This is a genomic window from Terrabacter sp. P2_E3, assembly GCF_056403915.1.
Window position 1 is genome coordinate 192,591 of sequence record NZ_JBFUEN010000007.1, and the last position, 23,482, is coordinate 216,072.

Annotated in this window: 23 protein-coding genes; 11 read left to right on the forward strand and 12 right to left on the reverse strand. The window is 72.3% G+C overall.

The features are described from left to right. The first annotated feature begins 93 nt into the window (after positions 1–93). From AC1DW8_RS11100 to AC1DW8_RS11125, 6 genes are all read left to right on the forward strand, one after another. Positions 94–1,818 carry a nitrite/sulfite reductase gene (locus AC1DW8_RS11100; protein WP_478093996.1) on the forward strand — a complete coding sequence of 575 codons (1,725 nt, stop codon included), beginning with the start codon at positions 94–96 and terminating at the stop codon, positions 1,816–1,818. Next, on the forward strand, positions 1,815–2,564 hold the full coding sequence (locus AC1DW8_RS11105) for a phosphoadenylyl-sulfate reductase (protein ID WP_478093998.1): 750 nt from the start codon (positions 1,815–1,817) through the stop codon (positions 2,562–2,564). Before AC1DW8_RS11100 ends, AC1DW8_RS11105 begins: the two co-directional genes overlap by 4 nt. Continuing rightward, a complete protein-coding gene (gene cysD / locus AC1DW8_RS11110; RefSeq protein WP_082620059.1) occupies positions 2,561–3,523 on the forward strand; it encodes a sulfate adenylyltransferase subunit CysD in 963 nt (320 codons plus the stop codon). Before AC1DW8_RS11105 ends, cysD begins: the two co-directional genes overlap by 4 nt. After that, the gene (locus AC1DW8_RS11115; protein WP_478094000.1) at positions 3,523–4,899 is read left to right on the forward strand and encodes a sulfate adenylyltransferase subunit 1; all 1,377 of its coding nucleotides are present in this window, start codon (positions 3,523–3,525) and stop codon (positions 4,897–4,899) included. Before cysD ends, AC1DW8_RS11115 begins: the two co-directional genes overlap by 1 nt. Continuing rightward, complete coding sequence (gene cobA, locus AC1DW8_RS11120; protein WP_056780769.1) at positions 4,887–6,110, forward strand: uroporphyrinogen-III C-methyltransferase; 1,224 nt, start codon at positions 4,887–4,889, stop codon at positions 6,108–6,110. The genes AC1DW8_RS11115 and cobA overlap by 13 nt, the downstream gene beginning before the upstream one ends. 147 nt (positions 6,111–6,257) lie before the next feature. Then, positions 6,258–6,431, forward strand: coding sequence for a hypothetical protein (locus tag AC1DW8_RS11125; RefSeq protein WP_156415697.1), 174 nt, complete (start codon positions 6,258–6,260; stop codon positions 6,429–6,431). A 26-nt stretch (positions 6,432–6,457) separates the two neighbouring features. On the opposite strand, the gene AC1DW8_RS11130 is transcribed toward AC1DW8_RS11125, so the two are convergent. Further along, positions 6,458–7,012 carry a hypothetical protein gene (locus tag AC1DW8_RS11130; protein WP_478094003.1) on the reverse strand — a complete coding sequence of 185 codons (555 nt, stop codon included), beginning with the start codon at positions 7,010–7,012 and terminating at the stop codon, positions 6,458–6,460. Between the two features lie 99 nt (positions 7,013–7,111). Between AC1DW8_RS11130 and AC1DW8_RS11135 the strand changes: the two genes are divergently transcribed. Next, complete coding sequence (locus AC1DW8_RS11135) at positions 7,112–10,144, forward strand: alpha-mannosidase (protein WP_478094005.1); 3,033 nt, start codon at positions 7,112–7,114, stop codon at positions 10,142–10,144. A gap of 29 nt (positions 10,145–10,173) precedes the next feature. Here AC1DW8_RS11135 and AC1DW8_RS11140 read toward each other — a convergent pair whose 3' ends face one another. From AC1DW8_RS11140 to AC1DW8_RS11150, 3 genes are all read right to left on the reverse strand, one after another. Beyond that, positions 10,174–11,127 carry a phosphotransferase enzyme family protein gene (locus AC1DW8_RS11140; protein ID WP_478094008.1) on the reverse strand — a complete coding sequence of 318 codons (954 nt, stop codon included), beginning with the start codon at positions 11,125–11,127 and terminating at the stop codon, positions 10,174–10,176. Between the two features lie 30 nt (positions 11,128–11,157). After that, positions 11,158–11,757: a hypothetical protein gene (locus AC1DW8_RS11145; protein ID WP_478094010.1), complete on the reverse strand. Its 600-nt coding sequence runs from the start codon at positions 11,755–11,757 to the stop codon at positions 11,158–11,160. Between the two features lie 123 nt (positions 11,758–11,880). Then, positions 11,881–12,273: a YciI family protein gene (locus AC1DW8_RS11150; protein WP_478094012.1), complete on the reverse strand. Its 393-nt coding sequence runs from the start codon at positions 12,271–12,273 to the stop codon at positions 11,881–11,883. 194 nt (positions 12,274–12,467) lie between these two features. Between AC1DW8_RS11150 and AC1DW8_RS11155 the strand changes: the two genes are divergently transcribed. Further along, complete coding sequence (locus AC1DW8_RS11155) at positions 12,468–12,668, forward strand: hypothetical protein (protein WP_478094014.1); 201 nt, start codon at positions 12,468–12,470, stop codon at positions 12,666–12,668. 72 nt (positions 12,669–12,740) lie between these two features. Here the strand turns inward: AC1DW8_RS11155 and AC1DW8_RS11160 are convergent, their stop codons facing one another. After that, positions 12,741–14,024 carry an MFS transporter gene (locus AC1DW8_RS11160; RefSeq protein ID WP_478094016.1) on the reverse strand — a complete coding sequence of 428 codons (1,284 nt, stop codon included), beginning with the start codon at positions 14,022–14,024 and terminating at the stop codon, positions 12,741–12,743. 37 nt (positions 14,025–14,061) lie between these two features. Next, a complete protein-coding gene (argE, locus tag AC1DW8_RS11165; RefSeq protein WP_478094018.1) occupies positions 14,062–15,261 on the reverse strand; it encodes an acetylornithine deacetylase in 1,200 nt (399 codons plus the stop codon). A gap of 90 nt (positions 15,262–15,351) precedes the next feature. Between argE and AC1DW8_RS11170 the strand changes: the two genes are divergently transcribed. Further along, on the forward strand, positions 15,352–16,467 hold the full coding sequence (locus tag AC1DW8_RS11170) for an Lrp/AsnC family transcriptional regulator (RefSeq protein ID WP_478094020.1): 1,116 nt from the start codon (positions 15,352–15,354) through the stop codon (positions 16,465–16,467). Between the two features lie 53 nt (positions 16,468–16,520). Here the strand turns inward: AC1DW8_RS11170 and AC1DW8_RS11175 are convergent, their stop codons facing one another. Further along, complete coding sequence (locus tag AC1DW8_RS11175) at positions 16,521–16,652, reverse strand: hypothetical protein (RefSeq protein WP_478094023.1); 132 nt, start codon at positions 16,650–16,652, stop codon at positions 16,521–16,523. A 36-nt stretch (positions 16,653–16,688) separates the two neighbouring features. Next, complete coding sequence (locus AC1DW8_RS11180; protein WP_478094025.1) at positions 16,689–17,711, reverse strand: AAA family ATPase; 1,023 nt, start codon at positions 17,709–17,711, stop codon at positions 16,689–16,691. A gap of 239 nt (positions 17,712–17,950) precedes the next feature. Between AC1DW8_RS11180 and AC1DW8_RS11185 the strand changes: the two genes are divergently transcribed. Beyond that, positions 17,951–18,406 (forward strand): group II truncated hemoglobin, encoded by a 456-nt coding sequence (locus tag AC1DW8_RS11185; protein ID WP_478094027.1) that lies wholly within the window; start codon positions 17,951–17,953, stop codon positions 18,404–18,406. A gap of 120 nt (positions 18,407–18,526) precedes the next feature. Here AC1DW8_RS11185 and AC1DW8_RS11190 read toward each other — a convergent pair whose 3' ends face one another. The 4 genes from AC1DW8_RS11190 to AC1DW8_RS11205 form a co-directional block, all read right to left on the reverse strand. Then, a complete protein-coding gene (locus AC1DW8_RS11190; protein WP_056823630.1) occupies positions 18,527–19,357 on the reverse strand; it encodes an anti-sigma factor in 831 nt (276 codons plus the stop codon). Further along, the gene (gene sigK / locus AC1DW8_RS11195; RefSeq protein ID WP_156415698.1) at positions 19,354–19,965 is read right to left on the reverse strand and encodes an ECF RNA polymerase sigma factor SigK; all 612 of its coding nucleotides are present in this window, start codon (positions 19,963–19,965) and stop codon (positions 19,354–19,356) included. The genes AC1DW8_RS11190 and sigK overlap by 4 nt, the downstream gene beginning before the upstream one ends. 46 nt (positions 19,966–20,011) lie before the next feature. Continuing rightward, positions 20,012–20,674 (reverse strand): fasciclin domain-containing protein, encoded by a 663-nt coding sequence (locus AC1DW8_RS11200; RefSeq protein ID WP_056780801.1) that lies wholly within the window; start codon positions 20,672–20,674, stop codon positions 20,012–20,014. Positions 20,675–20,785: 111 nt separating this feature from the next. Beyond that, on the reverse strand, positions 20,786–22,354 hold the full coding sequence (locus tag AC1DW8_RS11205; RefSeq protein WP_056823632.1) for a molybdopterin-dependent oxidoreductase: 1,569 nt from the start codon (positions 22,352–22,354) through the stop codon (positions 20,786–20,788). Positions 22,355–22,458: 104 nt separating this feature from the next. On the opposite strand from AC1DW8_RS11205, the gene AC1DW8_RS11210 reads away from it, so the two are divergent. Continuing rightward, positions 22,459–23,475 carry an LLM class flavin-dependent oxidoreductase gene (locus AC1DW8_RS11210; RefSeq protein WP_478094030.1) on the forward strand — a complete coding sequence of 339 codons (1,017 nt, stop codon included), beginning with the start codon at positions 22,459–22,461 and terminating at the stop codon, positions 23,473–23,475. Positions 23,476–23,482 lie beyond the last annotated feature (7 nt).

A 23,482-nucleotide genomic window follows, 5' to 3' on the forward strand; every position in this document is an offset into this window, starting at 1 on the left:
CGAGGTGCCCGGCATTCCCACTGGTTGGGTGGGAAAGGGCCGCACTCTGGACCCGTTTGGGCAGAGATAAGTGCTGGTTATACATTCGATTACATGACCGTCACCGACTCCGCGACCGGCACGGCCCCGGTGCGCCCCGGCACCCGCCCGCCCCGCGCCGGCCGCTCCAACGGGCAGTGGAAGGTCGACGGCACCGAGCCGCTCAACGCCAACGAGACCTGGAAGCAGGAGGACGGCGGGCTCAACGTCCGCGAGCGGATCGAGCAGATCTACTCGCGCGAGGGCTTCGCGTCGATCCCGCCCCAGGACCTCTCGGGGCGCTTCCGCTGGTGGGGTCTCTACACGCAGCGCCGCCCCGGCATCGACGGCGGCCGCACCGCTCAGCTCGACGACACCGAACTGTCCGACGAGTACTTCATGCTCCGCGTCCGCCTCGACGGCGGCGCGATCAGCCTCGCCCAGCTGCGCGTCCTCGCGGAGATCAGCCACGAGTTCGCTCGCGGCACCGCCGACATCAGCGACCGGCAGAACATCCAGTACCACTGGATCCGCGTCGAGGACGTCCCCGAGATCTGGCGGCGCCTCGAGGCCGTCGGTCTCCAGACGACCGAGGCGTGCGGCGACACCCCGCGGGTCATCCTCGGCAGCCCGCTCGCCGGGGTGGCGCAGGACGAGATCATCGACCCGACGCCCGTAATCGACGAGATCCTCGACCGCTACATCGGCGACCCCGAGCTCGCCAACCTGCCGCGCAAGTTCAAGTCGGCCATCACCGGCCACCCGAGCCTCGACGTCGTGCACGAGATCAACGACATCTCCCTCGTCGGGGTCATCCACCCCGAGCTCGGCGCCGGCTACGACCTCTGGGTCGGCGGTGGCCTCTCGACGAGCCCCCGCCTCGCCGAGCGGGTCGGGGTCTTCGTGCGGCCCGAGGAGGCCGCCGAGGTCTGGCACGGGGTCATCCGGATCTTCCGCGACTACGGCTACCGCCGGCTGCGCAACAAGGCCCGCCTCAAGTTCCTCCTCGCCGAGTGGGGTCCCGAGAAGTTCCGCCAGGTGCTGCAGGACGAGTACCTCGAGCGCGAGCTCCCCGACGGCCCGCCGCCCGCGCCCGCCAGCGGCCCCGGCGACCACGTCGGCGTGCACCTGCAGAAGGACGGCAAGCGCTACATCGGCGCTGCCCCGACCGTCGGGCGCATCAGCGGCGACGTGCTCACCGGCCTCGCCGACCTCTTGGAGCACGTCGGCTCCGACCGGCTGCGCCTGACACCGCACCAGAAGCTCGTCATCCTCGACGTGCCGGGCCGCCTCGTCCGGGGCGCCGTCACCCGCCTCGAGAAGCTCGGCCTCAGCACCGCGCCGAGTCCCTTCCGGCGACACACGATGGCGTGCACCGGCATCGAGTTCTGCAAGCTGGCCATCGTCGAGACCAAGGCGACGGCGGCGACGACGATCGCCGCGCTCGAGCAGCGTCTCGCCGACGTCACCGAGCAGCTCGACACCCCGATCAGCCTCAACGTCAACGGCTGCCCGAACTCGTGCGCCCGCATCCAGGTCGCCGACATCGGCCTCAAGGGCCAGCTCGTGACGATCGACGGTGAGCAGGTGCCCGGCTTCCAGGTGCACCTCGGCGGCGGCCTCGCCTCCGTCGACCGCGACGAGGCCGGCCTCGGACGCACCGTCCGCGGCCTCAAGGTGACGGCCGACGACCTGCCCGACTACGTCGAGCGCGTCGTGCGGACCTTCCTCGACCAGCGCGAGTCCGGCGAGAGCTTCTCGTCGTGGACCCGCCGAGCAGACGAAGGAGCACTCCTGTGACCGCAGTTCCCCTGGCCACGCCCAAGGTCCCGCGCAAGCGGCGCAGCGACGCCGAGCTCAAGGCGATCGTCGACGACTTCAACGCCACGCTCGGCGCCGACCCCGAGCACGAGCCGACCGCCGACGAGGTCGCGGCCTGGGCCGCCTTCCACTTCGACGGCACCCTCGCGGTGGCCTGCTCGATGGCCGATGCCGTGCTGCCCCACGTCGTCTCGCGCTTCGCGCCGGGCGTCGACGTCCTCTTCCTCGAGACCGGCTACCACTTCTCCGACACGATCGTCACCCGCGACATCGTCGCCGAGGACCTGCCGATCACGCTCGTCAACGTCATGCCCGAGCTGACCGTCGCCGAGCAGGACGAGAAGTACGGCGCTCGCCTCTACGAGCGCGACCCGGCACTGTGCTGCCAGATGCGCAAGGTCGAGCCGCTCGCACGGACCCTGCCGCTCTACGAGGCATGGGTCACCGGCGTCCGCCGCGAGGAGGGCCCGACCCGGGCCGACACCCCCCTCGTGACGTGGGACGCCAAGAACGGCCTCGTCAAGATCAACCCGCTCGCGGCGTGGACCTTCGACGAGCTCCTCGCCTATGCCGGTGAGCACCAGGTCGAGGTCAACTCCCTCCTCTCCGACGGCTACCCCTCGATCGGCTGCGAGCCGTGCACCCGCCGGGTCGAGCCAGGCGAGGACCCCCGGGCCGGCCGCTGGGCCGGCTTCTCCAAGACCGAGTGCGGACTCCACACATGACGACGACCACCCCTCTGGACGCGGCCCCGGCCGCCCCTGCCGGTGACCCGGGCGACTCTGACGACCGCCGCCTCACCCACCTCGACACCCTCGAGGCCGAGGCGATCCTCGTCATCCGCGAGATGGCGGGCGAGCTCGAGCGTCCGGCGCTGCTCTTCAGCGGCGGCAAGGACTCCGTCGTCATGCTCCACCTCGCGACTAAGGCCTTCTGGCCGGCGCCGATCCCCTTCCCGGTGCTGCACGTCGACACGGGCCACAACTTCCCCGAGGTCCTCGCGTACCGCGACGAGACCGTCGAGCGCCTCGGCCTGCGGCTCGTCGTCGCGAGCGTGCAGGACTACATCGACGACGGCCGGCTGCGCGAGCGCGCCGACGGCACCCGCAACCCGCTCCAGACGTTGCCGCTGCTCGACGCCATCAACGACCACCGTTTCGACGGTGTCTTCGGCGGTGGGCGACGCGACGAGGAGAAGGCGCGCGCCAAGGAGCGCATCGTCAGCCTCCGCGACGAGTTCGGCCAGTGGGACCCGAAGAACCAGCGGCCCGAGCTGTGGAACCTCTTCAACCCCAGGCACCGACCGGGCGAGCACGTGCGCGTCTTCCCGATCAGCAACTGGACCGAGGTCGACATCTGGCGCTACATCGACCGCGAGCACATCCCGCTCGCGCCGCTCTACTACGCCCACGAGCGCGAGGTCTTCCAGCGTGACGGCATGTGGCTCGCTGTCGGCCCGGTGAGCCAGCCGCGCGACGACGAGCCCGTCGAGACGCGCCTCGTGCGCTACCGCACCGTCGGCGACATGTCGTGCACCGGGGCCGTCGAGTCCCCGGCGCGCACGAACGCCGAGATCGTCGTCGAGGTGGCCGCCTCGACCCTGACCGAGCGCGGCGCCACGCGCGCCGACGACCGGATCTCCGAGGCCGCCATGGAGGACCGCAAGAAGGAGGGTTACTTCTAGTGACCGCCCCCACCCAGACCACGCCGGTCCTCGACCCGGCCGCCGTTGCCGGTGCCGCCCGCGGCACCCTGCTCCGGCTCGCCACGGCCGGTTCGGTCGACGACGGCAAGTCGACCCTCGTCGGTCGCCTCCTCCACGACACGAAGTCGGTGCTCTCCGACCAGCTCGCCGCCGTCGAGCGCGTCTCCCGCGACCGTGGCCTGACCGCCGCCGACCTCGCGCTGCTCACCGACGGCCTCCGCGCCGAGCGCGAGCAGGGCATCACCATCGACGTCGCCTACCGCTACTTCGCGACGGCGAACCGCTCGTTCGTCCTCGCCGACTGCCCCGGTCACGTGCAGTACACGCGCAACACCGTCACCGGCAGCTCGACGGCCGACGTCGTGGTGCTCCTCGTCGACGCGCGCAAGGGCGTCCTCGAGCAGACCCGCCGCCACCTCGCCGTGACCGCGCTGCTCCGGGTGCCGCACGTCGTCGTCGCCGTCAACAAGATCGACCTCGTCGACTTCTCGCAGGAGGTCTACGACCGCGTCGAGTCCGAGGTGCAGGCCGTGGCCCGCGAGCTCGGCGTCGTCGACGCCATCGCCATCCCGGTCAGCGCCCTCGACGGCGACAACGTCGCCGAGCGCTCGCCGCGCACGCCCTGGTACGCCGGCCCGAGCCTCCTCGAGCTCCTCGAGGCGCTCCCGCCGTCGGACGACCCGGGGGGCGAGTCCTTCCGACTGCCGGTCCAGCTCGTCATCCGCCCCCAGGGCGCGGCCCGTGACGAGGCGCACCGCGACTACCGGGGGTATGCCGGCCAGGTGGCCTCGGGCGTCGTGCGCGTCGGTGACGAGGTGGTGGCCCTCCCCTCCGGCCGCCGCACGACCGTCGCCGGCATCGACCTCGGTGACCGTGAGCTCCAGGAGGCCTTTGCGCCGCAGTCGGTGACGCTCCGGCTCACCGACGAGATCGACATCTCGCGCGGCGACGTCATCGCCGCGGCCGCCGACGCCCCGGAGCCGACGCAGGACATCAAGGCCGTCGTCTGCTGGCTCGGCGACGCGCCGCTGCGCCCGGCCCAGCGCCTGCTGCTCAAGCACGGTTCGCGCACGGTGCAGACCGCCGTGCGCTCCCTCGACGGGGCCCTCGACCTCGACGACCTCCACACGGTCCCGGCGGAAGCCCTGTCGCTCAACGACATCGGCCTCGTGACCCTCCGTCTCGCCGCGCCCGTCCCGGTCGAGAACTACTCGACCTCGCGTCGCGGCGGGTCGTTCCTGCTCATCGACGCGCACGACGGACGCACCGTCGCCGCCGGCATGGTGGGCGCGACCCTGCCCACGGCCGCCGACGCCCCGACGCAGCCCGAGGGTGACGAGGAATGGGAGATCTGAAGCCGGCGCTGCCGGTCGTCCTCGACCTGACCGGTCGGCTCGTCGTCGCCGTCGGTGGCGGGCCCGTGTCCGCGCGCCGGGTCCGGGCCTTCCTCGACGAAGGCGCCGTCGTGCGGGTCGTCGCCCCGTGGCTCTGCGAGGACCTGCGCGACCTGGCCGACGCCGGCCGCGTCGAGTGGCTCGAGCGCGACTACGCCGGCCCCGCCGACCTCGACGGCGCGTGGTTCGCCCACACGGCGACGGGCGAGCCGTCCGTCGACCGCGAGGTCGCCGCGGACGCCGAGGCCCTGCGCGTCTGGTGCGTCGACTCCACGGACGCCGCCGGCACGACCGCGAGCGTCGCCGCCCGCGCCGACGTGACGACCCCCGACGGCCGCGTCACCGTGGCTGCGTATGCCGCCGGCGACCCCGGTCTCGCCGTGACGGTCCGCGACGGGGTCGAGCTGGCGCTCGTCTCGGGCACGCTCGACCTGCGCCGCACCCGCACGCACGGCCGTCGCGGCTGGGTCGCCCTCGTCGGCGGCGGGCCGGGCATCGACGGCCTCCTCACGGCACGCGGCCACGAGCTGCTCGCCTCGGCCGACGTCGTCGTCGTCGACCGGCTCGCGCCCCGCGCCGTCGTCGACCGGCTGCCTGCGTCGGTGCGCGTCATCGACGTCGGCAAGACCCCGGGCAACCACCCGGTGCCGCAGTCGCGCATCAACGACATCCTCGTCGAGGAGGCCCAGCGCGGCCTCGGCGTCGTTCGGCTCAAGGGCGGTGACCCCTACGTCCTCGGCCGCGGCGGCGAGGAGCGCGACGCCTGCGAGGCACACGGCATACGGGTCGAGGTGGTCCCCGGCGTGACGAGCGCGGTCAGCGTGCCCGCGGCGGCCGGCATACCCGTGACCCACCGCGGCGTCGCGCGCGGCTTCACGGTCGTCACGGGCCACGAGGACATCCCGGTGCTCCCCACGGGCGGCGACCACACGCTCGTCCTGCTCATGGGTGTCACCCAGCTCGCCCGCACGACCGAGCTGCTCGCCCGGCACGGCCGGTCGGCCGACTGCCCCGTCGCGGTCGTCGAGCGCGGCTTCGGGCCCGACCAGCGCACCACGGTCGGCACGGTCGGCACCATCGCCGAGCTCGCCCGCGAGCGTGGCGTGCGGTCCCCCGCAGTCGTCGTCGTGGGCGACGTCGTGCGCCTCGGCCCCGACTGGCAGCAGCGCTGACCTCTGAGCCGTACGCCGGCTGCTGGGCCACGCCCCGCCCCCGAGCCGCACCCCGCCGCCGAGCGGGCTTGGACGCGCGCCCGCTCTCGGCTATCGTGGTCGCGAACGCATACCCCCATGGGTATACATCGACCAAGGAGATCGACCATGTGCCGAGCGGCCACCTGCAAGACCTGCGGCAAGACGACGTGGGCCGGCTGCGGCCAGCACGTCGACCAGGTCATGCGCAACGTGCCCGCGGGCCAGCGCTGCCCGGGCCACGCCGAGTCCGAGAAGGCGTCCGGTCCCGGCTTCCTCAGCCGCATCCTCGGTCGCGGCTGACGCACGCCTCGGCAGGCGCGACCCGCTCAGCCGAGCGCGGCCGCCTGCGCCTCGACGATCGCCGCGAGCTGCGGCCACCGGACCGCCTCGGCCCGCCCACCGAGCGCCGCCACGACGACCGTGCTGCCGACGACGCACCACACGGTGAGGGTGCGCGAGTGCTCGCCGTCGAGGACGAACGCCTGCTCGGCCGCCTCCACGTGCGTCGTGCCGGCCACCTCGGGCGCCGCGACCGCCCGCAGCTCGCCGACGTCGGAGAGGCCCTTGCTCTGCGGCATCGTCCTCGGGAGCGCGCGCAGCTCGGTGAGGGCCGCACGGGCGTCCTCCGGTGACGCGAAGGGGATGACCTGGATGAAGAGGTCGGCCCGGCCCACCTCCTGGTAGCCGCGCACGCTCGTGACCGAGCGGATCGCGCGTGCGCGGGTGATGGCCTCGCTCGTGCTGCCGCTCGCGCCGGTGCGATAGGTCCGCCCACCGCGCGCGACCCACGGGCCGCCGGGGACATCGCCCGGCGACAGGCAGGCGTTGCGCGAGCCGATCGACCTGACCTGCGCGAGCATGAGGCGTCCGATGTTCGTCACGCGGTCACGATATGCCGGAGGTCGTCGCCCGTGCGGCGATCGGTCCGCGTCGGGCCGTCATGCCGAGATCGGCCGACCCCGCACCCCCGAGAGGCAGCCATGCACGACGACATCCCCCTGACCGTGGGGCGCGTGACGCGCGTCCTCGCCGAGCGCATCCTCCCGGCCGTCCACGCCGAGGCGGTGCCGCTCACGGCCGAGTGGCACGAGCTGCCCGGCGAGCCGGTGTCGCCGGCCGAAGGCCTCGCCCTCGACTACACGCCGTATGCCGTCGGGACCCCGTGGGGCGCCGCCTGGGGCACGACGTGGTTCCGGCTCACCGGGGAGGTGCCGGCGCACTGGGCCGGGCGGCGCGTCGAGGTCGTCGCCGACCTCGGCTTCGACCGCGACATGACGGGCTTCCAGTGCGAGGGACTCACCTACCGCGCCGACGGCACGCCGGTGAAGTCGCTCAACCCGCGCAACCAGTGGGTCCTCGTCGCCGGGGAGGCGGAGGCCGGGCAGGCCGTCGAGCTCTACGTCGAGGCCGCCTCGAACCCGATCCTCGTCGCGGGCAACCCCTTCGTGCCGACGCGCGAGGGCGACATCGTCACGAGCTCGTCGACGCGCCTGTACACGACCGGACGCCTCGACCTCGCGGTCTTCGAGCGCGACGTCTTCGAGCTCGCGCTCGACGTCCAGGTGCTCCTCGAGCTGCAGGCCGAGCTGCCGCCCGGACCGCGGCGCATGCAGGTGCTCCAGGCGCTCGACGACGCCATGGACCGCCTCGACCTCCAGCACGTCGCCGCGACGGCCGCCGATGCGCGCGCCGCCCTCGTCGACGTGCTCGCCCGCCCCGCCGAGGAGAGCGCGCACGAGATCTCCGCCGTCGGCCACGCCCACATCGACAGCGCCTGGCTGTGGCCCGTGCGCGAGACGATCCGCAAGGTGGCCCGGACGACCGCGTCGATGACGACGCTCATCGACGAGACCGACGACTTCGTCTATGGCATGTCGAGCGCCCAGCAGTACGCGTGGATCAAGGAGCACCGGCCCGAGGTCTGGGAGAGGGTCAAGGCAGCCGTCGACGCCGGCCGCTTCCTGCCGCTCGGCGGCATGTGGGTCGAGAGCGACACCGTCATGCCGTCCGGCGAGTCTCTCGTGCGCCAGTTCCTCCACGGCCAGCGCTTCTTCGAGACCGAGCTCGGCATCCGCTGCCGCGGCGTCTGGCTGCCCGACAGCTTCGGCTACTCGCCCGCCCTGCCACAGCTGATGCGCCGGGCCGGCTTCGAGTGGTTCTTCACGCAGAAGATCTCGTGGAACCAGGTCAACACGTTCCCGCACCACACCTTCCTCTGGGAGGGCATCGACGGCTCCCGCGTCCTCAGCCACTTCCCGCCGATGGACACCTACAACGCGCAGCTGTCCGGCGCGGAGGTCGCCCTGGCCTCGCGCCAGTTCCGCGAGAGCCGTGTCGCCACCGGCTCGATCGCGCCCGTCGGCTGGGGCGACGGCGGCGGCGGCACGACCCGCGAGATGACGGGCCGGGCGAGCCGCCTCGCCGATCTCGAGGGCAGCCCGAGGGTGCGCTGGGAGCACCCCGACGCCTTCTTCGACCGCACCCGTGAGCAGCTGCCGCAGGCGCCCGTCTGGGTCGGGGAGCTCTACCTCGAGCTGCACCGGGCGACGCTGACCTCGCAGCACCGCACGAAGCACGGCAACCGTCGCACCGAGCACCTGCTCGTCGAGACGGAGCTGTGGGCGGCCACGGCCGCCGTGCGGACGGGGACGGCATACCCCCACGACGAGCTCGACGCCCTGTGGGAGCAGGTGCTGCTCCAGCAGTTCCACGACATCCTGCCCGGGACGTCGATCGCGTGGGTGCACCGCGAGGCGGTCGAGCAGTACGCCCGGGTCACCGAGGCGGCCGAGGCGATCGTCGCGCGCTCCCTCGCGGCGCTCGTCGGTGAGGGCGACACGGGCCTCGAGGCCAACGCCGCGCCCTTCGAGCGTGCCGGGGTGCCGGCCGGCGGCGTCGTCGAGCGGGAGTCGCGGACCGACGAGCCTGGGGCGTATGCCGTGTCGCTGAGCGAGCGCGACGGCGGCTGGGTCCTCGACAACGGCGTCGTCGCGGTGACGGTGTCGGCCGAGGGACTGGTCACCTCGGCCGTCGACCTCGCGACGGCACGCGACGCCATCGCACCGGGGCGCGAGGGCAACCTCCTCCAGCTGCACGAGGACGTCCCGAACCGCTGGGACGCGTGGGACGTCGACCGCTACTACCGCAACCGGGTCACCGACCTGCGCGACGTGAGCGCACTGTCGGCGTCGGTCGACGAGGAGGGGGTCGCCCGGGTCGTCGTCGGGCGGCGCATCTCGGCCGACTCCACCGTGCGACAGGAGCTCTCGCTCGCACTGGGAGCGCGGCTCCTCGAGATCGACCAGGAGACCGACTGGAACGAGACGGAGAAGTTCCTCAAGGTCGCCTTCCCGCTCGACGTGCGCGCCGAGCACGTCGCCGCCGAGACGCAGTTCGGCTTCCACCGCCGGGTCACGCACACGAACACGAGCTGGGAGGCGGCGAAGTTCGAGACGTCGATGCACCGCTTCGTGCTCGCCGAGGAGCGCGGCTTCGGGGTCGCGCTCGTCAACGACTCGACCTACGGCCACGACGTGACCCGCGACGTCGTCGGCGACGGCGTCGTCACGACGCTGCGCCTGTCGCTGCTGCGGGCCCCGCGCTTCCCCGACCCCGAGACCGACCAGGGCGTCCAGACGCACCGTTACGGGCTCGTCATCGGGGCCGACGCCGAGGTCGCGACACGCGAGGGCGCGCTCATGGGGACGCCACCCAGGCGCCTGGCAGGCGCTCGCGGCGTCGCGCCGCTCGTGAGCGTGACGGGTGAGGGCATCGTGGTGTCGAGCGTCAAGGAGGCCGCCGACCGCTCGGGCGACCTCGTCGTCCGGGTCTACGAGTCGCTCGGTGGACGGGCCCGCGGCACGCTGCGGCTCGACCTCCCGGTCGGCTCGGTGACGACGGCGACGCTCCTCGAGGAGCCGCTGGACGACGGCGAGGTCCCGGTCGTCGATGGCGCGGTGCAGGTGGAGCTCGGTGCCTTCGAGGTGCGGACCCTGCGGGTCGTCCGGGCCTGAGCCCAGCCGCGCAGCGGTGCTCTCCGACGTCAGGTGACGGCGGCGAGCACCCGGTCGATGCGCGGCAGCGTCACCGGGTCGTCGGGGATCTCGAGGAACCAGGCGGCGAGGCGCTCGCGTTCCGGCTCGCTGCTCGCACCGACCCAGCGCGAGCAGGCGAGCTGGCCGATGTGGGCCTGCTCGGCGACGAGCATCGTGAAGTGCCCGCGGCGGGTGACCCGCCCCGGTCCGCCGGCCTCGCGGTATGCCGTGTGCAGCCGCCGCGCGCGGGCCGGGTCGTCGTCGCCGAACTCGAAGAGCACCATGGCGAGCTCCTGGCTCGGGTCGGCCGGGCCGAGGTTCTCGAAGTCGATGACGCAGACGTCACCGCCGGACGTGGCGAGCACGTTGTCGGCCCAGAGGTCGCGGTGGCAGACGATGGGCGACTCGTGCGGCTCGACGACCGACTCGACGGCGACGAGCTCGTCGACGAGCGCGCCGAGCTGCCCGGCGAACGGTGCACCCTCCTCGAGGACCCGCTGGTGCAGCTCGCGCCACCGCTGCTCGCCGAAGCCCGTCGCGAACCAGTTGTCGACGGCCTCGTCCGACGGCGCGCCCGCCCGGTGCAGTCCCGCGAGCGTGCGCCCGACCGCGACCGGGTCGAGTCGGCGGGTCCGTGGCTGCAGGTCGACCCACTCGAAGACCCGGACGGCCGTCTCGCCGTCCGTGGTGTCGACGGTCGTGGCCACGTCGCCGCTGCTCGTGCGCAGGATCCGCGGCGTGACGACGCCCTGCTCTCGGGCCGCCGCGACAAGGTCGGCGTCCCTCGAGGCTGCGTCCAGGTCGGGCGTGGCGAACCACTCCTTGACGGCGTGGCTGCCGTGACCGGTGTCGAGCCGCCACACCTGGCCGAGCTGGCCGCGCGCGACCGGGCCGGTCAGGCTCGCGGTCCCGTCGAGACCGTAGGCGTCTGCGACCTCTCGGGCCGCTGTAGGGGTGAGCATCGGATCCCGTTCGCGCTCAGGCGATCCCGGTCACGGAAGGAGGCGCCAGACGGCGACGCCGACCGTGACGACGGCGAGAGCGAGGGAGGCCCAGCCGAGGGGCGATCGGCCGGATCGCCCGCGACCGAGGAGGAGCAGCAGCGCCGCGAGGACCGACAGGACGGCTGCGACGACCGTCTCCTCGGCGCCGAGGTCGATGGTCCGGATGAGGATCGTGTCGGTGACGCCGTGACGGGTCAGGAAGCCGAGGACGCGGATCACGACGAAGAGCCACCAGCCGACCGTGATCCAGAAGAGCGCCACACCGATCTGCCCGAGCAGCGGGTCGACGGTCTCGTCGGTGACCTGGCTGGGAGCTGAGGTGGCCGGCCAAACCGGCTGTCCGGCATACGGATTCGGCGGCACGGGGGGAGCAGGCGGCTGTGGGGAGGGCCACGACGGGTCGGCCGTCGGCAGCTCACGCGTCGGCTCGAAGACGGGGATGGCCTGCGTCGGCGCCGCGGCCGCAGGTGTCGTGGGTCCGGCCGCGCCGGCGCCCGGACCGCGCGGCAGGTTGGGCACGGGGACGGTGAACTGCTCGTCCGGGCCCGTCGGCCCGGTGGACCCGCCTGACACGGGGGTGTCGCTCATGGCGACAACGTACCTCGCGACCCGGCGCCCCGGCGGGATCGTCAGCGCCCGGAAGGCACGGTGGACTGCCCGAGCGTCAGTGCGGGAAGGACGTCCACGTGTCGTCCGTGGTCCGCCCGTCGGTCAGGCGTCGACGGGCGGAGGCCCGGCGAGCGGACGCACCTCGATCGGGACGCCGGTCGGCGCCCCACCCGGCCCGGGTGACGACGACGCCTTCGCCGCGATGGCATACGCCCGTTCCTCGCTGTCGCACTCGACGACCCAGAAGCCGATGAGGAACTCCCGACCCTCGGGGAACGGCCCGTCGCTGACGGCGGGCGCCCCGTCGGCGTGGCGCACGATCCGTGCCTGGTCGGGCCACGCGAGCCCGGCGTTGAAGACCATCTCGCCGTTCTCCTCGAGCTCCCGGTCGAACGACCGCTGGAACTCGATCATGTTCGCGATGTCTGTCTGGCTCCACTCCAGCACCTCGCGACCGTCGTCGTGCCCCACGTGCATCATCAGCATGAATCTCATCGCGGCCTCCTTCGACCCTGCCGGTGCTCCGATGTCGACACTAGCCATGGGTCGCTGCTCGCGGAGGGAGAGACGTCGTCGACGTCGTCGGCGACGGACCGGACAGGGCCGACCCCGGCGAGAGGTCGACGATGATGGGGCGAAACGCTCGCACGGAAGGTGATCGATGAGCCCCCCCGACCCTGTTCCTGATCGTGGGACTGCCCGGCACCGGCAAGACCACCGCCGCCCGGCGCCTCGAGGTCGAGCAGCGGGCCCTCCGACTGACGAAGGACGCGAGCATCGAGGTCCCGACGCCCGGTGAGCTCGACGGCAGCGAACCCGTCGACGACCCACCGGCGGGCTTCGCCTCCTGGGCGGAGTGGCGCGCCCGTCGCTGGCCGGCCTCCGTCTGACACCCGCCGGACCGGGGGCGTATGCCGTCCGCGACGTCGGGCGAGCACGCCGACGCCGCGGACGGCGGGCACTCAGGCGGCGCCGTAGCGTCGGCGGGCCACCGTCAGGCCGACGAGCGAGATCACGGCGACCACCATGTAGTAGACGCTCGGGGCGTTGAGCGAGCCGGTGAGGCCGATGAGCCAGGTCAGCACCAGCGGGGCGATGCCGCCCATGACCGTGACGCCGACGTTGTAGGCGACGGAGACGCCGGTGGCCCGCACGTCGCTCGGGAAGAGCGTGGTCAGCAGGGCCGGCAGAGGGCCGAAGTAGAAGGCCATGATGACGCCGAGGAGCCCGATCGACACGACGAGGACCGGGACGGTCGGCGAGGTGATGACGATCGCGAAGAGCGGCCACGCGAGCACGAGCGCGCCCACGGCGGCCCACACCATGACCCGGGCCGGGCCGACGCGGTCGGCCAGCCGACCGACGAGCGGGACCCCGACCATCGTCACCACGCCCGCGACCACGCCGCCGAGGTACGCGGCGCTCGCGGGGACGCCGAGGTTCTTCACGGCATACGTCGGCATGAAGAGGATGAGGTAGACGGAGATGGTGGCGACGCCGACGCAGGCCGAGCCGGTGACCACCCGTCCCAGGTGCTCGGTGAACGTGGCGCGGATCGGTGCCTCGTTCGGGGTGCTCTCGGTGAACTCCTTGGGCTCCGTGAGGCGAGCCCGGACATAGAGGCCGACCGGACCGATGAGGCACCCGATGACGAACGGGATGCGCCAGCCCCAGGAGTAGAGGTCCTCCTTGGACAGCTGGGTGAACAGCACGTAGCCGAACGCCGACGCGAGGAACATCGAGATGCCCTGGCTCGCCACCTGCCAGGAGGCGTAGTAGGCCTTGCGGTGCGGCGCGGTCTCGACGAGGAACGTCGTCGCCGAGCCGAACTCGCCGCCCGCCGAGAAGCCCTGGACGAGCCGTGAGACGAGGATGATGACCCCGGCCCACGCCCCCACCATGGCGTGGGTGGGCGCGGCCGCCATGAGGACCGTGCCGACCATCATGAGCAGGAGGGTGAGGGTCAGCGCCTTCTTGCGCCCGTGCCGGTCGCCGTAGCCACCGATGAGCATCCCGCCGAGCGGTCGGACGAGGTAGGAGATGGCGAACGTCGCGAACGTGAGGATCAGGCCCAGCGTCTGGTCGCCCTCGGGGAAGAAGTTCTCGGCGATGACGATGGCGAACGACGCGTAGACGATGATGTCGAACCACTCGAGCGCGGCCCCGATGGAGCTGCTCAGCACCGCCTTGCGGGCTTCGGCCAGGCGTTCGGGAGTCACGTCTGTCGGTGTGGCGGTCAGGGTCATGGTGCTCCTTCGGGACGGCGTGGGGGGTCGGGGCGCGTCAGGCGCTGAGGTGGCTGAGGAGGTTGGCTAGGAGGGTGTCGCAGCGATCGATCTGCTCGATCGCGACGAACTCGTCCGGCGCGTGGGCCTGCGCGATGTCTCCGGGGCCGCAGACGACGGTCGGGATCCCGGCGCGCTGGAAGAGGCCGGCCTCGGTGCCGTAGGCCACCTTCTCGGTGGAGGCCTCGCCACCGAGCCGGGTCACGAGGTCGATGACGTGCTCGTCGTCCGGGGTGTCGAGGCCCGGGGCCTTGGCGCCGATCGACACCTCGACGCGGGCATCGGGGTGCTCGCGCCGCATCTCGGCCTCGAGGCGGCGCGCCTCGGCGCGGAAGGCCTCGACCGTCGCGTCGACGTCCACCGTGCCGACGGCGCGGAACTCGAAGGTGAGCGAGCACTCGGCCGGGACGGTGTTGACGGCGATCCCGCCCTCGATCTGGTTGACGGTCGCCGTCGTGAACGGCACGTCGTAGTGCTCGTCGAAGGGGCCGTCGGTGCGGAAGCCGTCGGCGACGCCACGGACGAAGCGGACGAGCTGGGCGGCATACTCGATCGCATTGACGCCGAAGGGCGTCCGCGAGGAGTGGGCCGCGACGCCGTGGAAGGTCACCTGCAGCATCGTCAGCGACTTGTGGCCGCGGATCACCCGCATGCTCGTCGGCTCGCCGACGATGCAGGCCCGGGGGCGCAGCCCACGCTCGACGATCGCGTCGACGAGCGAGACGGCGCCGACGCAGCCGACCTCCTCGTCGTAGGACAGGGCGAGGTGGACCGGCTCACGGAGCGACGTCGTGCTCAGGGCCGGAACGGTGGCGAGGACGGAACCGATGAAGGCTTTCATGTCGCAGGAGCCGCGGCCGTAGAGACGGCCGTCGCGGATCTCGGGGACGAACGGCTCACTGGCCCAGTCCTGCCCGTCGACCGGCACGACGTCGGTGTGGCCCGACAGGACCACGCCCCCGGTGGTCGTGCCGTCCGCCGCCGGGATGGTGGCGAGCAGGTTGGCCTTGGTCCCGTCGTCGTTCGTGATGAGGACGGGCTCGACGCCGTGCTCTCGCAGGTGCGCGGTGACGAGGTCGATGAGCGGCAGGTTGCTGTCGCGGCTCGTCGTGTCGATCTCCATGAGCCGCGTGGTCCAGTCGAGACCGGCCGGCTGGGTCGGTCGCGTCATCTCGCGGGTCGCGCCTTCGGGCGGCATGCGTCGCTCCTGTGTCGGTCGTGCGTGCTGAGGACGGTGTGGCGTCGGGCCGCCTTGAGCGGGCCGCACCAGTGACCGAGAATGGCAGCCATGCCACGAAGAGCCCGGAATGCGCAGGATCTCGCGACGAGTGCTGAGATTCCGCAGGATTCCGCCGCACGCGCCGACGAGCTGGACCTGGCGATCGTCAACTGCCTCCAGCTGCAGCCTCGCGCGTCGTGGACGCTCGTCGGCGAGGCGCTCGACGTCGACCCGGTGACGGTGGCCCGACGCTGGCAGCGACTCTCGTTGGCGGGCATCGCCTGGGTGTCCGGGCGGGCGACCGGGCAGGGGCGCCCCGAGTCCTGCCTCGCCGTCGTCGAGCTGAGCTGCAGCGCTGCCCAGACACTGGCCATTGCGCGGCAGGTCACCGAGCTGCCCCACGTGCTCAGCGTCGAGCACACGAGCGGGCCCCGCTCCCTGACGATCCTCGTCGAGGTGCGCGACCTCGCGTTCCTCTCCCGCTTCCTCCTCGAGTCGGTCGGCACGATCCCGGGCGTCGTCGCGACGAGCAGCCATGCGGTGACGAAGGTCTACTCGATGGGCGACCACTGGCAGCTGCACGTGCTCGACGCCTCGCAGCGCGCCGTCATGATGCGGGCGCCGCAGCCGCGTCTCGACGGCCTGACGTCCGAGCAGACCGACCTCGCCCGGGGCTACGACGCCGTCGACCGTCAGCTGATCCTGCTGCTCGGCGAGGACGGGAGGATGCCGGTGGCCACCATGGCAGCGCGGGCGGGGCTCAGCGAGAGCACGGTCCGGCGCCGGCTCGCCGACCTCGTCGGCAACGGACGCGTCGTCCTTCGGTGCGACATGGCGCTGCCGGACTCGGGGTGGCCGGTCATCAGCTGGCTCTGGGCCTACGCCGACGCCGGCGACATCGACGCGGTGGCCACGACGCTGCGCCGGCTGCCGGGCATCCGCGTGTGCTGGCGGATCTCCGGTGGCCGCCCCAACCTCATGATCGCCCTGACGACCCACTCGCTGACCGAGCTGTCGCACGTCGAGGCCCGGCTCGCGGCCGAGGTGCCGCAGATGACGATCCACGACCGGTCGATGGTGCTCCGTTCAGTCAAACGGATGGGTCGTGAGCTCGACCTCGACGGCCGCAGCGTCCGCTCGGTCCCGCTCGACATCTGGGCCGACGCGGCCGGCCCACCGCACTGACGCGCGTCGACCGATGGCGTATGCCGTCCGCGACCTCGGGTGGACGAGTCGCCTCAGGTGGCCGTCGCGAACCGCAACGGCTTGCCCGGACCGAAGGCGGCCGCATCGGGCACCGGCTCGACGACGACGTGCTGGCTCGAGACGTGGCCGAGCCCCGTGTGTGCCTGCTCCCCTGACGTGGTCATCCAGGCGGATGCGCCAGCCGGGTCGCGACCCACCCGTCAGCCCACCGGGTCGGCGAGGTCCCAGCCCTCGGCGACGACCTCGTCGACGGCGGCGGTGGCCGCGGCCAGTCGCTCGTCGCGCGTGCCTCGCACCTCGACCCACGGCACGCCGCGGGCCGTGAGCTCCTCGCGGAACCGACCCTGCATCCACGCGCGCCCGTGCTCGCCGTCGCGAATGCCGTCCGGGACGAAGGGGATCTCGTCGCCGGTCAGGAGGTAGAGGGCCGGAGTCGGACGGGCGTCGGCGAGGGCCCGCACGCTGGGCGACGGGGTGCCGACGTGGCGCTCGTGCAGGAGCGTCGTCGCGAAGGCGTCGGTGTCGCAGACGAGCAGTGGTCGCGGTGCGGCGGCGGCCCCCGCGTCCTCGAGGGCGGCCTGCTCGCGGGCCACGAGCTCGAACTCGGCGGTGTGCCACGGCCCGGTCAGCCCGCAGGCTCGCCGGTCGGTCCACTCACCCCAGAACTCGGGGACGACCGTCGTGCCGTAGTGCGCGCCCAGGGCGTCGGCCAGCGTCGTCGTGCCTGTCGACTCGGCGCCCACGACGACGACGCGCTTAGCGAACCACGCCCGGACCGGCGACGGCAGCGCCCACCAGGAGCCGGCGACGTCGGCACGCACCGCGGTCCCCGAGATCGGGGTCGAGGCCCGTCCCGGGTCGACCTGCACCCATGTCGCGCCGAGCCGGCGGGCCATCTCCTCGCCGTACGCGTCGCTCGTGAAGACCGCGTCCACGGGAGCGTCGAGGTGGGACTCGATGACGTCCATGTGCAGGTCCCAGACCTCCGGCGAGTCGAAGTCGACGTCGTGGTCGTCCGGGGCCGCGACGACGCGCGCCGTCGGGTGCTCGGCCTGCACCCAGCCCACGCGGACCTCGACGGGGATCGACTCGACGGTGTGCGCCATGACCTCGACGGTGACGCGGTCGCACGAGCTCGTCGCCGCCCGCACGAGCGCCTGGTGGCCGGCGTGGAAGGGGTAGAACTTCCCGATGACGAGCCCGTGCCCGTGACGCCCGGTCATCGTCCGCGCACGAGGAGGGCCACGCATACGGCGCCCGTGGGGAAGCCCGCCACCTCGATCCGGTCCATGGCAGGAGAACGTACCGGGACGACCGGCCCGGAGTCGCCGACGGAGCGGGCTGCTCACGTCGACCGACGTCCCGACATCGCGGCAACCGACGGCTCACGATCATCAATCCGGGTGCGGCAGGCCGCCGGGTGGGGTGCACTGGCGTCATGGGTGGAGTCCACGAACCGGAGTTGCCGACGCTGTACGAGTGGGCGGGCGGTCTCGCGCCGCTGCGCCGGATGATCGACTGCTTCTACGACCGGGTCGAGCTCGACGAAGCCTTGTCGGGGTTCTTCCCGGGCGGGGTGTCGGAGCATCATCGAGCGCATGTCGCGGACTGGTGGGCCGAGGTGCTCGGCGGTCCTGCGACCTACACGGAGCGGCACGGGGGGTACGAGTCGATGCTCCGCCACCACCTCGGGCTGGCCATCACGCCAGCGCAACGGCACCGGTTCGCAGCCACGATGAGTCTGGCGGCCGACGACGCCGAGCTGCCCGCCGACGCGGAGTTCCGGGCCGCGATCATCGGCTACCTCGAGTGGGGCACCCGGCTCGCCATGGAGAACTCCCAGCCCGGCGCCGAACCGGTCGAACGCGCTCCCACTCCACGGTGGGGCTGGGGCGTCGCGCCGCCGTACCAGGGGTGACCGATCCGGGAGTGGTCGGAGCGATTCCCGCCGGAGCGCGGAAGTCGGGCGGTCACGAGCTCCAGCTGGGGAAGCCGGGAGCGAGCTCGTGACCGCCCGACGTCCGGGCGACCGGTTGTCTCAGGCGAAGGCGATGAACGCGACGGGGTCGGAGGTCGGCTGGTCGGACCCGCCGTCGGGCTCGACCGTGATGCCGGCGCCCTTCGAGTGGCTGGCGTCGCCGCTCAGCACGACCACCTGGTCGCCGCCGCCGGGCATCAGGCCCGCCGAGGTCATGTGACCCGTCGCGTCCTGGAGCCACAGCTGGAAGACCTTGCCCGAGGGCGGCTGCGACATGCCGGACGTGACGATGACGGCCTTGTGGAGCGAGTTGGAGCGGACGACCGTGGCCGTCGCGCCGCCGGCGAGCCGCTGCCCGTAGCGCGTGGCGTCGGGGGCCGCGAGCACCTGGTCGGCGATGGCCCGGGACGGATCCTTGTCGATCTGCTTCCAGACCGTGAACCCGCCGATGGCGAGCACGGCCACCGTGGCGGCAGCGACGACGACCCGCCAGCCGCGGGCGAGCCCCCGGGTGGAGCGGGACCGGCGACGCTCGGTGAGGTCGTCGGCGTGCTCGACCTGGGTGGCCGGGGCTCCGGTGGCGGCCGGAGCCTGCACGGGCTCCGGGGGCGTGGACGACGTGACGTCCTCGTCGACGGACTCGTGCTGCGGTGCCGTGAGGGGCGGCAGTGGGCGGACGGTCGCGATCTCGGCGAGCACCTTGGCCCGGAGCGAGGCCGGCGGAGCGGCCTCGGTCAGCACCGACAGCTCCGACGCCGCGGCGACGAGGCTCTCGACCTCGGCCTGGCAGGCGGTGCAGCCGGCGAGGTGGCGCTCGAAGCGCGCTCGCTCGACGTCGTCGAGGGCGTCCACGGCGTAGGCACCCGAGAGTGCGTGGATGTCTTCGCTCACAGTGTCACCCCCAACGTGTCTCGTAGTCTGATCAGTCCATCACGGATGCGTGTCTTGGCGGTCCCGAGTGGCAGGTCGAGCATGGTGGCCACCTCCGTATGGGTGTATCCCGAGAGGTAGGCCAGCTCGAGGGCCTGCCGCTGGACCGGTGTGAGCGTCTCTAGCGCCCGATGAACCCGCTCCGCATCGAGCCGTTCGACGACGGCCTCCGCTGTGGAGTCGTGGGTGACGTCCTGGTTGCTGGCGCCGTATCCCTCGTCGCGGTGACGGGCTGCCTCCGCCGACCGGACCCGGTCGACGGCCTTGCGGTGAGCGATGGTGAGCATCCACGAGAGAGCTGCACCCTTGCTCGGGTCGAACCGTGCGCTGTGCCGCCAGATCTCGAGGAAGACCTCCTGGGTGACTTCCTCTGACTGGGCCGGGTCGCGCACGACCCGGCGGACGAGACCGAAGAGCCGGGAAGAGACGGCGTCGTAGAGCTCTGCGAAGGCCGTCTCGTCTCCCGTCGCTGCTCGGCGGAGCAGCTGCTCCAGGGTGACTGGGCGGGCGGGTCCCCCCGGCGACTCATCGCCGGAGGGAACCACCGAGAACCGTGACATGGGGTCCATTGTGTCGCCCGTCGTCGTGGTCTGCGTCAGCCTGGTCAGGTGACGATCAGGGCATCAGGACGCCGTCGATGATGTACACCGTGGCGTTGGCGGTCGGGACGTTGCCGCAGATGACCTTGGCGTCGGCCTTGCCGACGGTGAAGTTCTCGCCAGAGCCCTTGACCGTGATCGTGGTGCCGGCGAGCGTCTTGTGGTCGCCCGCGAGCTGGTCCGGCGAGAGCTTGCCGGCCACGACGTGGTTCGTGAGGATCTTGGTGAGGGTCGGCTTGTCGGCGAGGACCTTCTTGAGGTCGGCGGCCGGGATCTTGGCGAACGCGTCGTTGACGGGCGCGAAGACGGTGATCTCGGGAGCCGAGTTGAGGGTGTCGACGAGGCCGGCGGTCTTGACGGCGGTGACGAGCGTCGACAGGAGCGGGTTGGCGCTCGCGGCGGTCGCGACCGGCGCGGTGGCCATGCCGTTGAACGAGCCGGCGCCGTCCTTCGGCACCGCGGCACAGCCCTCACCGAAGACGGCCGCAGCGGCGTCCATCGACTCGGACGAGGTCATCGTGTCGGACGGCGTGCTCGTCATGGCGTCCGAGGACGTCGCGGCGGGCGTGCTGCCACCGGCGGCGGCGGTGTTGTCGCTGGAGCTGCCGCAGGCCGCGAGGCTCAGGGGCAGGGCGATGGCGAGGGCGACGAGGCCGGTACGGGTCTTCATGCTCTTCATGTCAGTCACTCCTTGTGGCTGTGTGGTGCACGGTCATCTGGGATTCGGTGCCGCTGTGGCTCCGGATTGCTTGTCGGAGAAGATTTTTCGCGGGTTCTTGGCCGTATGCGTTCACGCGACGGTCACCACCACCTCCTGGATGCCGCTCGACCCGCTGGGGAACGGCGTGGCGCGTTCGGTGATCTGCGCCTGCCCCTCGAGGTCGGTCGCGCGCACCGCGATGCGGTGCAGTCCGGGCTTGGCGTCCCACGGGAGGTACCACTGGCGCCAGTAGTCGATGCCGACGTCGGGGCCGAGCTTGGTCTTCTGCCACTGGCCGTCGTCGATCTTGACCTCGACCGTGCCGACGCCGCGGTGCTGGGCCCAGGCGACGCCGGCGATGGCGGTCGTGCCGGCCTTGATCGTCGACAGGGGCGCGGGCGTGTCGATGCGCGCGCTCGTCTTGATCGGGGCGTCCGTCGCCCACTGCCGCTTCGTCCAGTAGGACTGGTCGGCGGCATACGTCGTCAGGGTGAGCTTGGTCAGCCACTTCGTCGCGCCGACGAAGCCGTAGAGGCCGGGCGTGATGAGGCGCGCGGGAAAGCCGTGGGTGTCGCTGAGCTGGGCGCCGTTCATGCCGATGGCGATCATCGCGTCGCGTCCGTCGCGGACGACGGCCAGCGGGGTGCTGATGGTGAAGCCGTCGACGGCGGTGCTCAGCACCTGGTCGGGGCTGCCGGTGATGCCGGCCCGGTCGAGGACGTCGGTCAGCTTGACGCCGAGCCAGCGGGCGGAGCCGATGTAGCCGCCGCCGACCTCGTTGGAGACGCACGTCATGGTGATGTCGCGCTCGATGAGCGGCATGGCGGCGAGCTCGGCGAAGGTCATCGTGAAGGGCTTCTCGACCATGCCGTCGACCTCGAGCGTCCACGTGTCGACGTCGACCTGGGGCACGACGAGGTTGGTGTCGACGCGGTAGAACTTGTCGGTCGGGGTGCGCAGTGGTGAGATGCCGGAGACGGTCGTCTCGAGCCCCTTCGGCAGCGCCTTGGCCTTGTCGGCGGCGGCGGGCAGGACGACCTTCTTGACCGACTGGGCGCCGGCGCGCAGCTGGCCGCCGACGGCGGCGAGCGCGGCGAGGGCCGTGACGCCGAGTGCGCCGAAGAGGAAGCCTCGGCGTCCGGCCTTCGAGCCGGCCGTCGAGCTGTCGGGCCCGGTGGCGTTCGTCATGACCGCGTCCCGGGGGCCGGTGGTCTCCCGGACGACGTCGCCCGAGGCGGTCCGGGCGAGACGGGCGAGCCAGACGAGCGTGGCGACACCGGCCGCCATCGCGGCAACGGCGGGCAGCGCGTCGAGCGGGCGGGCCGCGGGCCGCAGCAGCGCGGCGGCGCCGGCGAGGCCGGTGAGCAGCACGATGAAGCCGACGGCGACGGGCATCCGGCGGCGGGCGAGCAGGCCGGCCACAGCGGCGAGGACGAGCGTCACGACGAGCACCGACCCCTGGAGGATCAGCTTGTCGTTCGTGCCGAAGGTCGCGATCGCCCATTCCTTGACGGGCGTGGGGGTCAGGTCGATCACGGTCGACCCGATGGCGAGCACCGGCGAGGATGCGGGAGCGAGGAAGCCCGCGACGAGGTGGCCGGCAGCGATCCCGGCAACCGCGGCGAGGATCCCGCTGAGGGCAAATCGTAGGCGCGTCATGACTCGTGGTTCGGCGCGAGAGGGCGATCCGGATTGTCGGTCACCCGGCGCCGGCGGGCGTGCGGCGGTGGGAAGAGCACGGGCGCCGCCGTTGTTGACCGCACGTGAAGAACATCGGATTCCTCTCGTTCGGGCACTGGAACCCGTCGCCGCACTCGGGCACGCAGTCGGCGTCGGACGCCCTGCTCCAGTCCATCGACCTCGCGGTGGCCGCCGAGGAGCTCGGCGCGGACGGCGCCTACTTCCGGATCCACCACTTCGCACGCCAGCTCGCGTCGCCGTTCCCGCTGCTCGCCGCGGTCGGGGCGCGCACGAGCCGGATCGAGATCGGGACCGGCGTCATCGACATGCGCTACGAGAACCCGCTCTACATGGCCGAGGACGCAGGGTCCGCCGACCTCATCTCCGGAGGGCGGCTCCAGCTCGGCATCAGCCGTGGGTCACCCGAGCAGGTCGTCGACGGCTTCCGCTACTTCGGCTACGAGCCCACCGACGGCGACCACGCCGCGATGGCCCGCCAGCACACCGAGGTCTTCCTCGACGTCCTGTCCGGCCGGGGCTTCGCCGAGCCGAACCCGCGCCCGATGTTCCCCAACCCGCCGGGGCTGCTCCGCATCGAGCCGCACGCGCCGGGGCTGCGCGACCGCATCTGGTGGGGCGCCGGCAGCCGGGCCACCGCCGAGTGGACGGCCGAGCAGGGGATGAACCTCATGAGCTCGACGCTGCTCACCGAGGACACCGGCGTGCCCTTCCACCAGCTGCAGGCCGAGCAGATCCAGCGTTTCCGCGACGCGTGGACGGCAGCGGGGCACGAGCGGGAGCCGCGAGTCTCCGTGAGCCGCAGCGTCTTCCCCATCGTCGACGACCGGGACCGCGCGTACTTCGGCCGCGAGTCGGCGAGCCAGGACCAGGTCGGACACATCGACGGCGGGACCGCCCGCTTCGGCAAGACGTACGCCGGTGAGCCCGACCAGCTCGTCCGTGACCTCGCGGAGGACGAGGCGATCGCCGCCGCCGACACGCTGCTCCTCACCGTGCCCAACCAGCTCGGCGTCGACTACAACGCCCACGTCATCGAGAGCCTCCTGACGCACGTCGCTCCGGAGCTCGGCTGGCGCTGACCGCCGC

Excerpts from the sequence above, each read along its gene's own strand:
- AC1DW8_RS11160 (WP_478094016.1), bottom strand. The coding sequence starts at position 14,024 with ATGACCCTGACCGCCACACCGACAGACGTGACTCCCGAACGCCTGGCC.
- AC1DW8_RS11125 (WP_156415697.1), top strand. The coding sequence starts at position 6,258 with ATGTGCCGAGCGGCCACCTGCAAGACCTGCGGCAAGACGACGTGGGCC.
- AC1DW8_RS11135 (WP_478094005.1), top strand. The coding sequence starts at position 7,112 with ATGCACGACGACATCCCCCTGACCGTGGGGCGCGTGACGCGCGTCCTC.
- AC1DW8_RS11100 (WP_478093996.1), top strand. The coding sequence starts at position 94 with ATGACCGTCACCGACTCCGCGACCGGCACGGCCCCGGTGCGCCCCGGC.
- AC1DW8_RS11150 (WP_478094012.1), bottom strand. The coding sequence starts at position 12,273 with ATGAGATTCATGCTGATGATGCACGTGGGGCACGACGACGGTCGCGAG.
- AC1DW8_RS11200 (WP_056780801.1), bottom strand. The coding sequence starts at position 20,674 with ATGAAGAGCATGAAGACCCGTACCGGCCTCGTCGCCCTCGCCATCGCC.
- AC1DW8_RS11175 (WP_478094023.1), bottom strand. The coding sequence starts at position 16,652 with ATGACCACGTCAGGGGAGCAGGCACACACGGGGCTCGGCCACGTCTCG.
- sigK (WP_156415698.1), bottom strand. The coding sequence starts at position 19,965 with ATGGACCCCATGTCACGGTTCTCGGTGGTTCCCTCCGGCGATGAGTCG.
- AC1DW8_RS11145 (WP_478094010.1), bottom strand. The coding sequence starts at position 11,757 with ATGAGCGACACCCCCGTGTCAGGCGGGTCCACCGGGCCGACGGGCCCG.
- AC1DW8_RS11180 (WP_478094025.1), bottom strand. The coding sequence starts at position 17,711 with ATGACCGGGCGTCACGGGCACGGGCTCGTCATCGGGAAGTTCTACCCC.
- AC1DW8_RS11140 (WP_478094008.1), bottom strand. The coding sequence starts at position 11,127 with ATGCTCACCCCTACAGCGGCCCGAGAGGTCGCAGACGCCTACGGTCTC.
- cobA (WP_056780769.1), top strand. The coding sequence starts at position 4,887 with ATGGGAGATCTGAAGCCGGCGCTGCCGGTCGTCCTCGACCTGACCGGT.
- AC1DW8_RS11205 (WP_056823632.1), bottom strand. The coding sequence starts at position 22,354 with ATGACGCGCCTACGATTTGCCCTCAGCGGGATCCTCGCCGCGGTTGCC.
- argE (WP_478094018.1), bottom strand. The coding sequence starts at position 15,261 with ATGCCGCCCGAAGGCGCGACCCGCGAGATGACGCGACCGACCCAGCCG.
- AC1DW8_RS11170 (WP_478094020.1), top strand. The coding sequence starts at position 15,352 with ATGCCACGAAGAGCCCGGAATGCGCAGGATCTCGCGACGAGTGCTGAG.
- cysD (WP_082620059.1), top strand. The coding sequence starts at position 2,561 with ATGACGACGACCACCCCTCTGGACGCGGCCCCGGCCGCCCCTGCCGGT.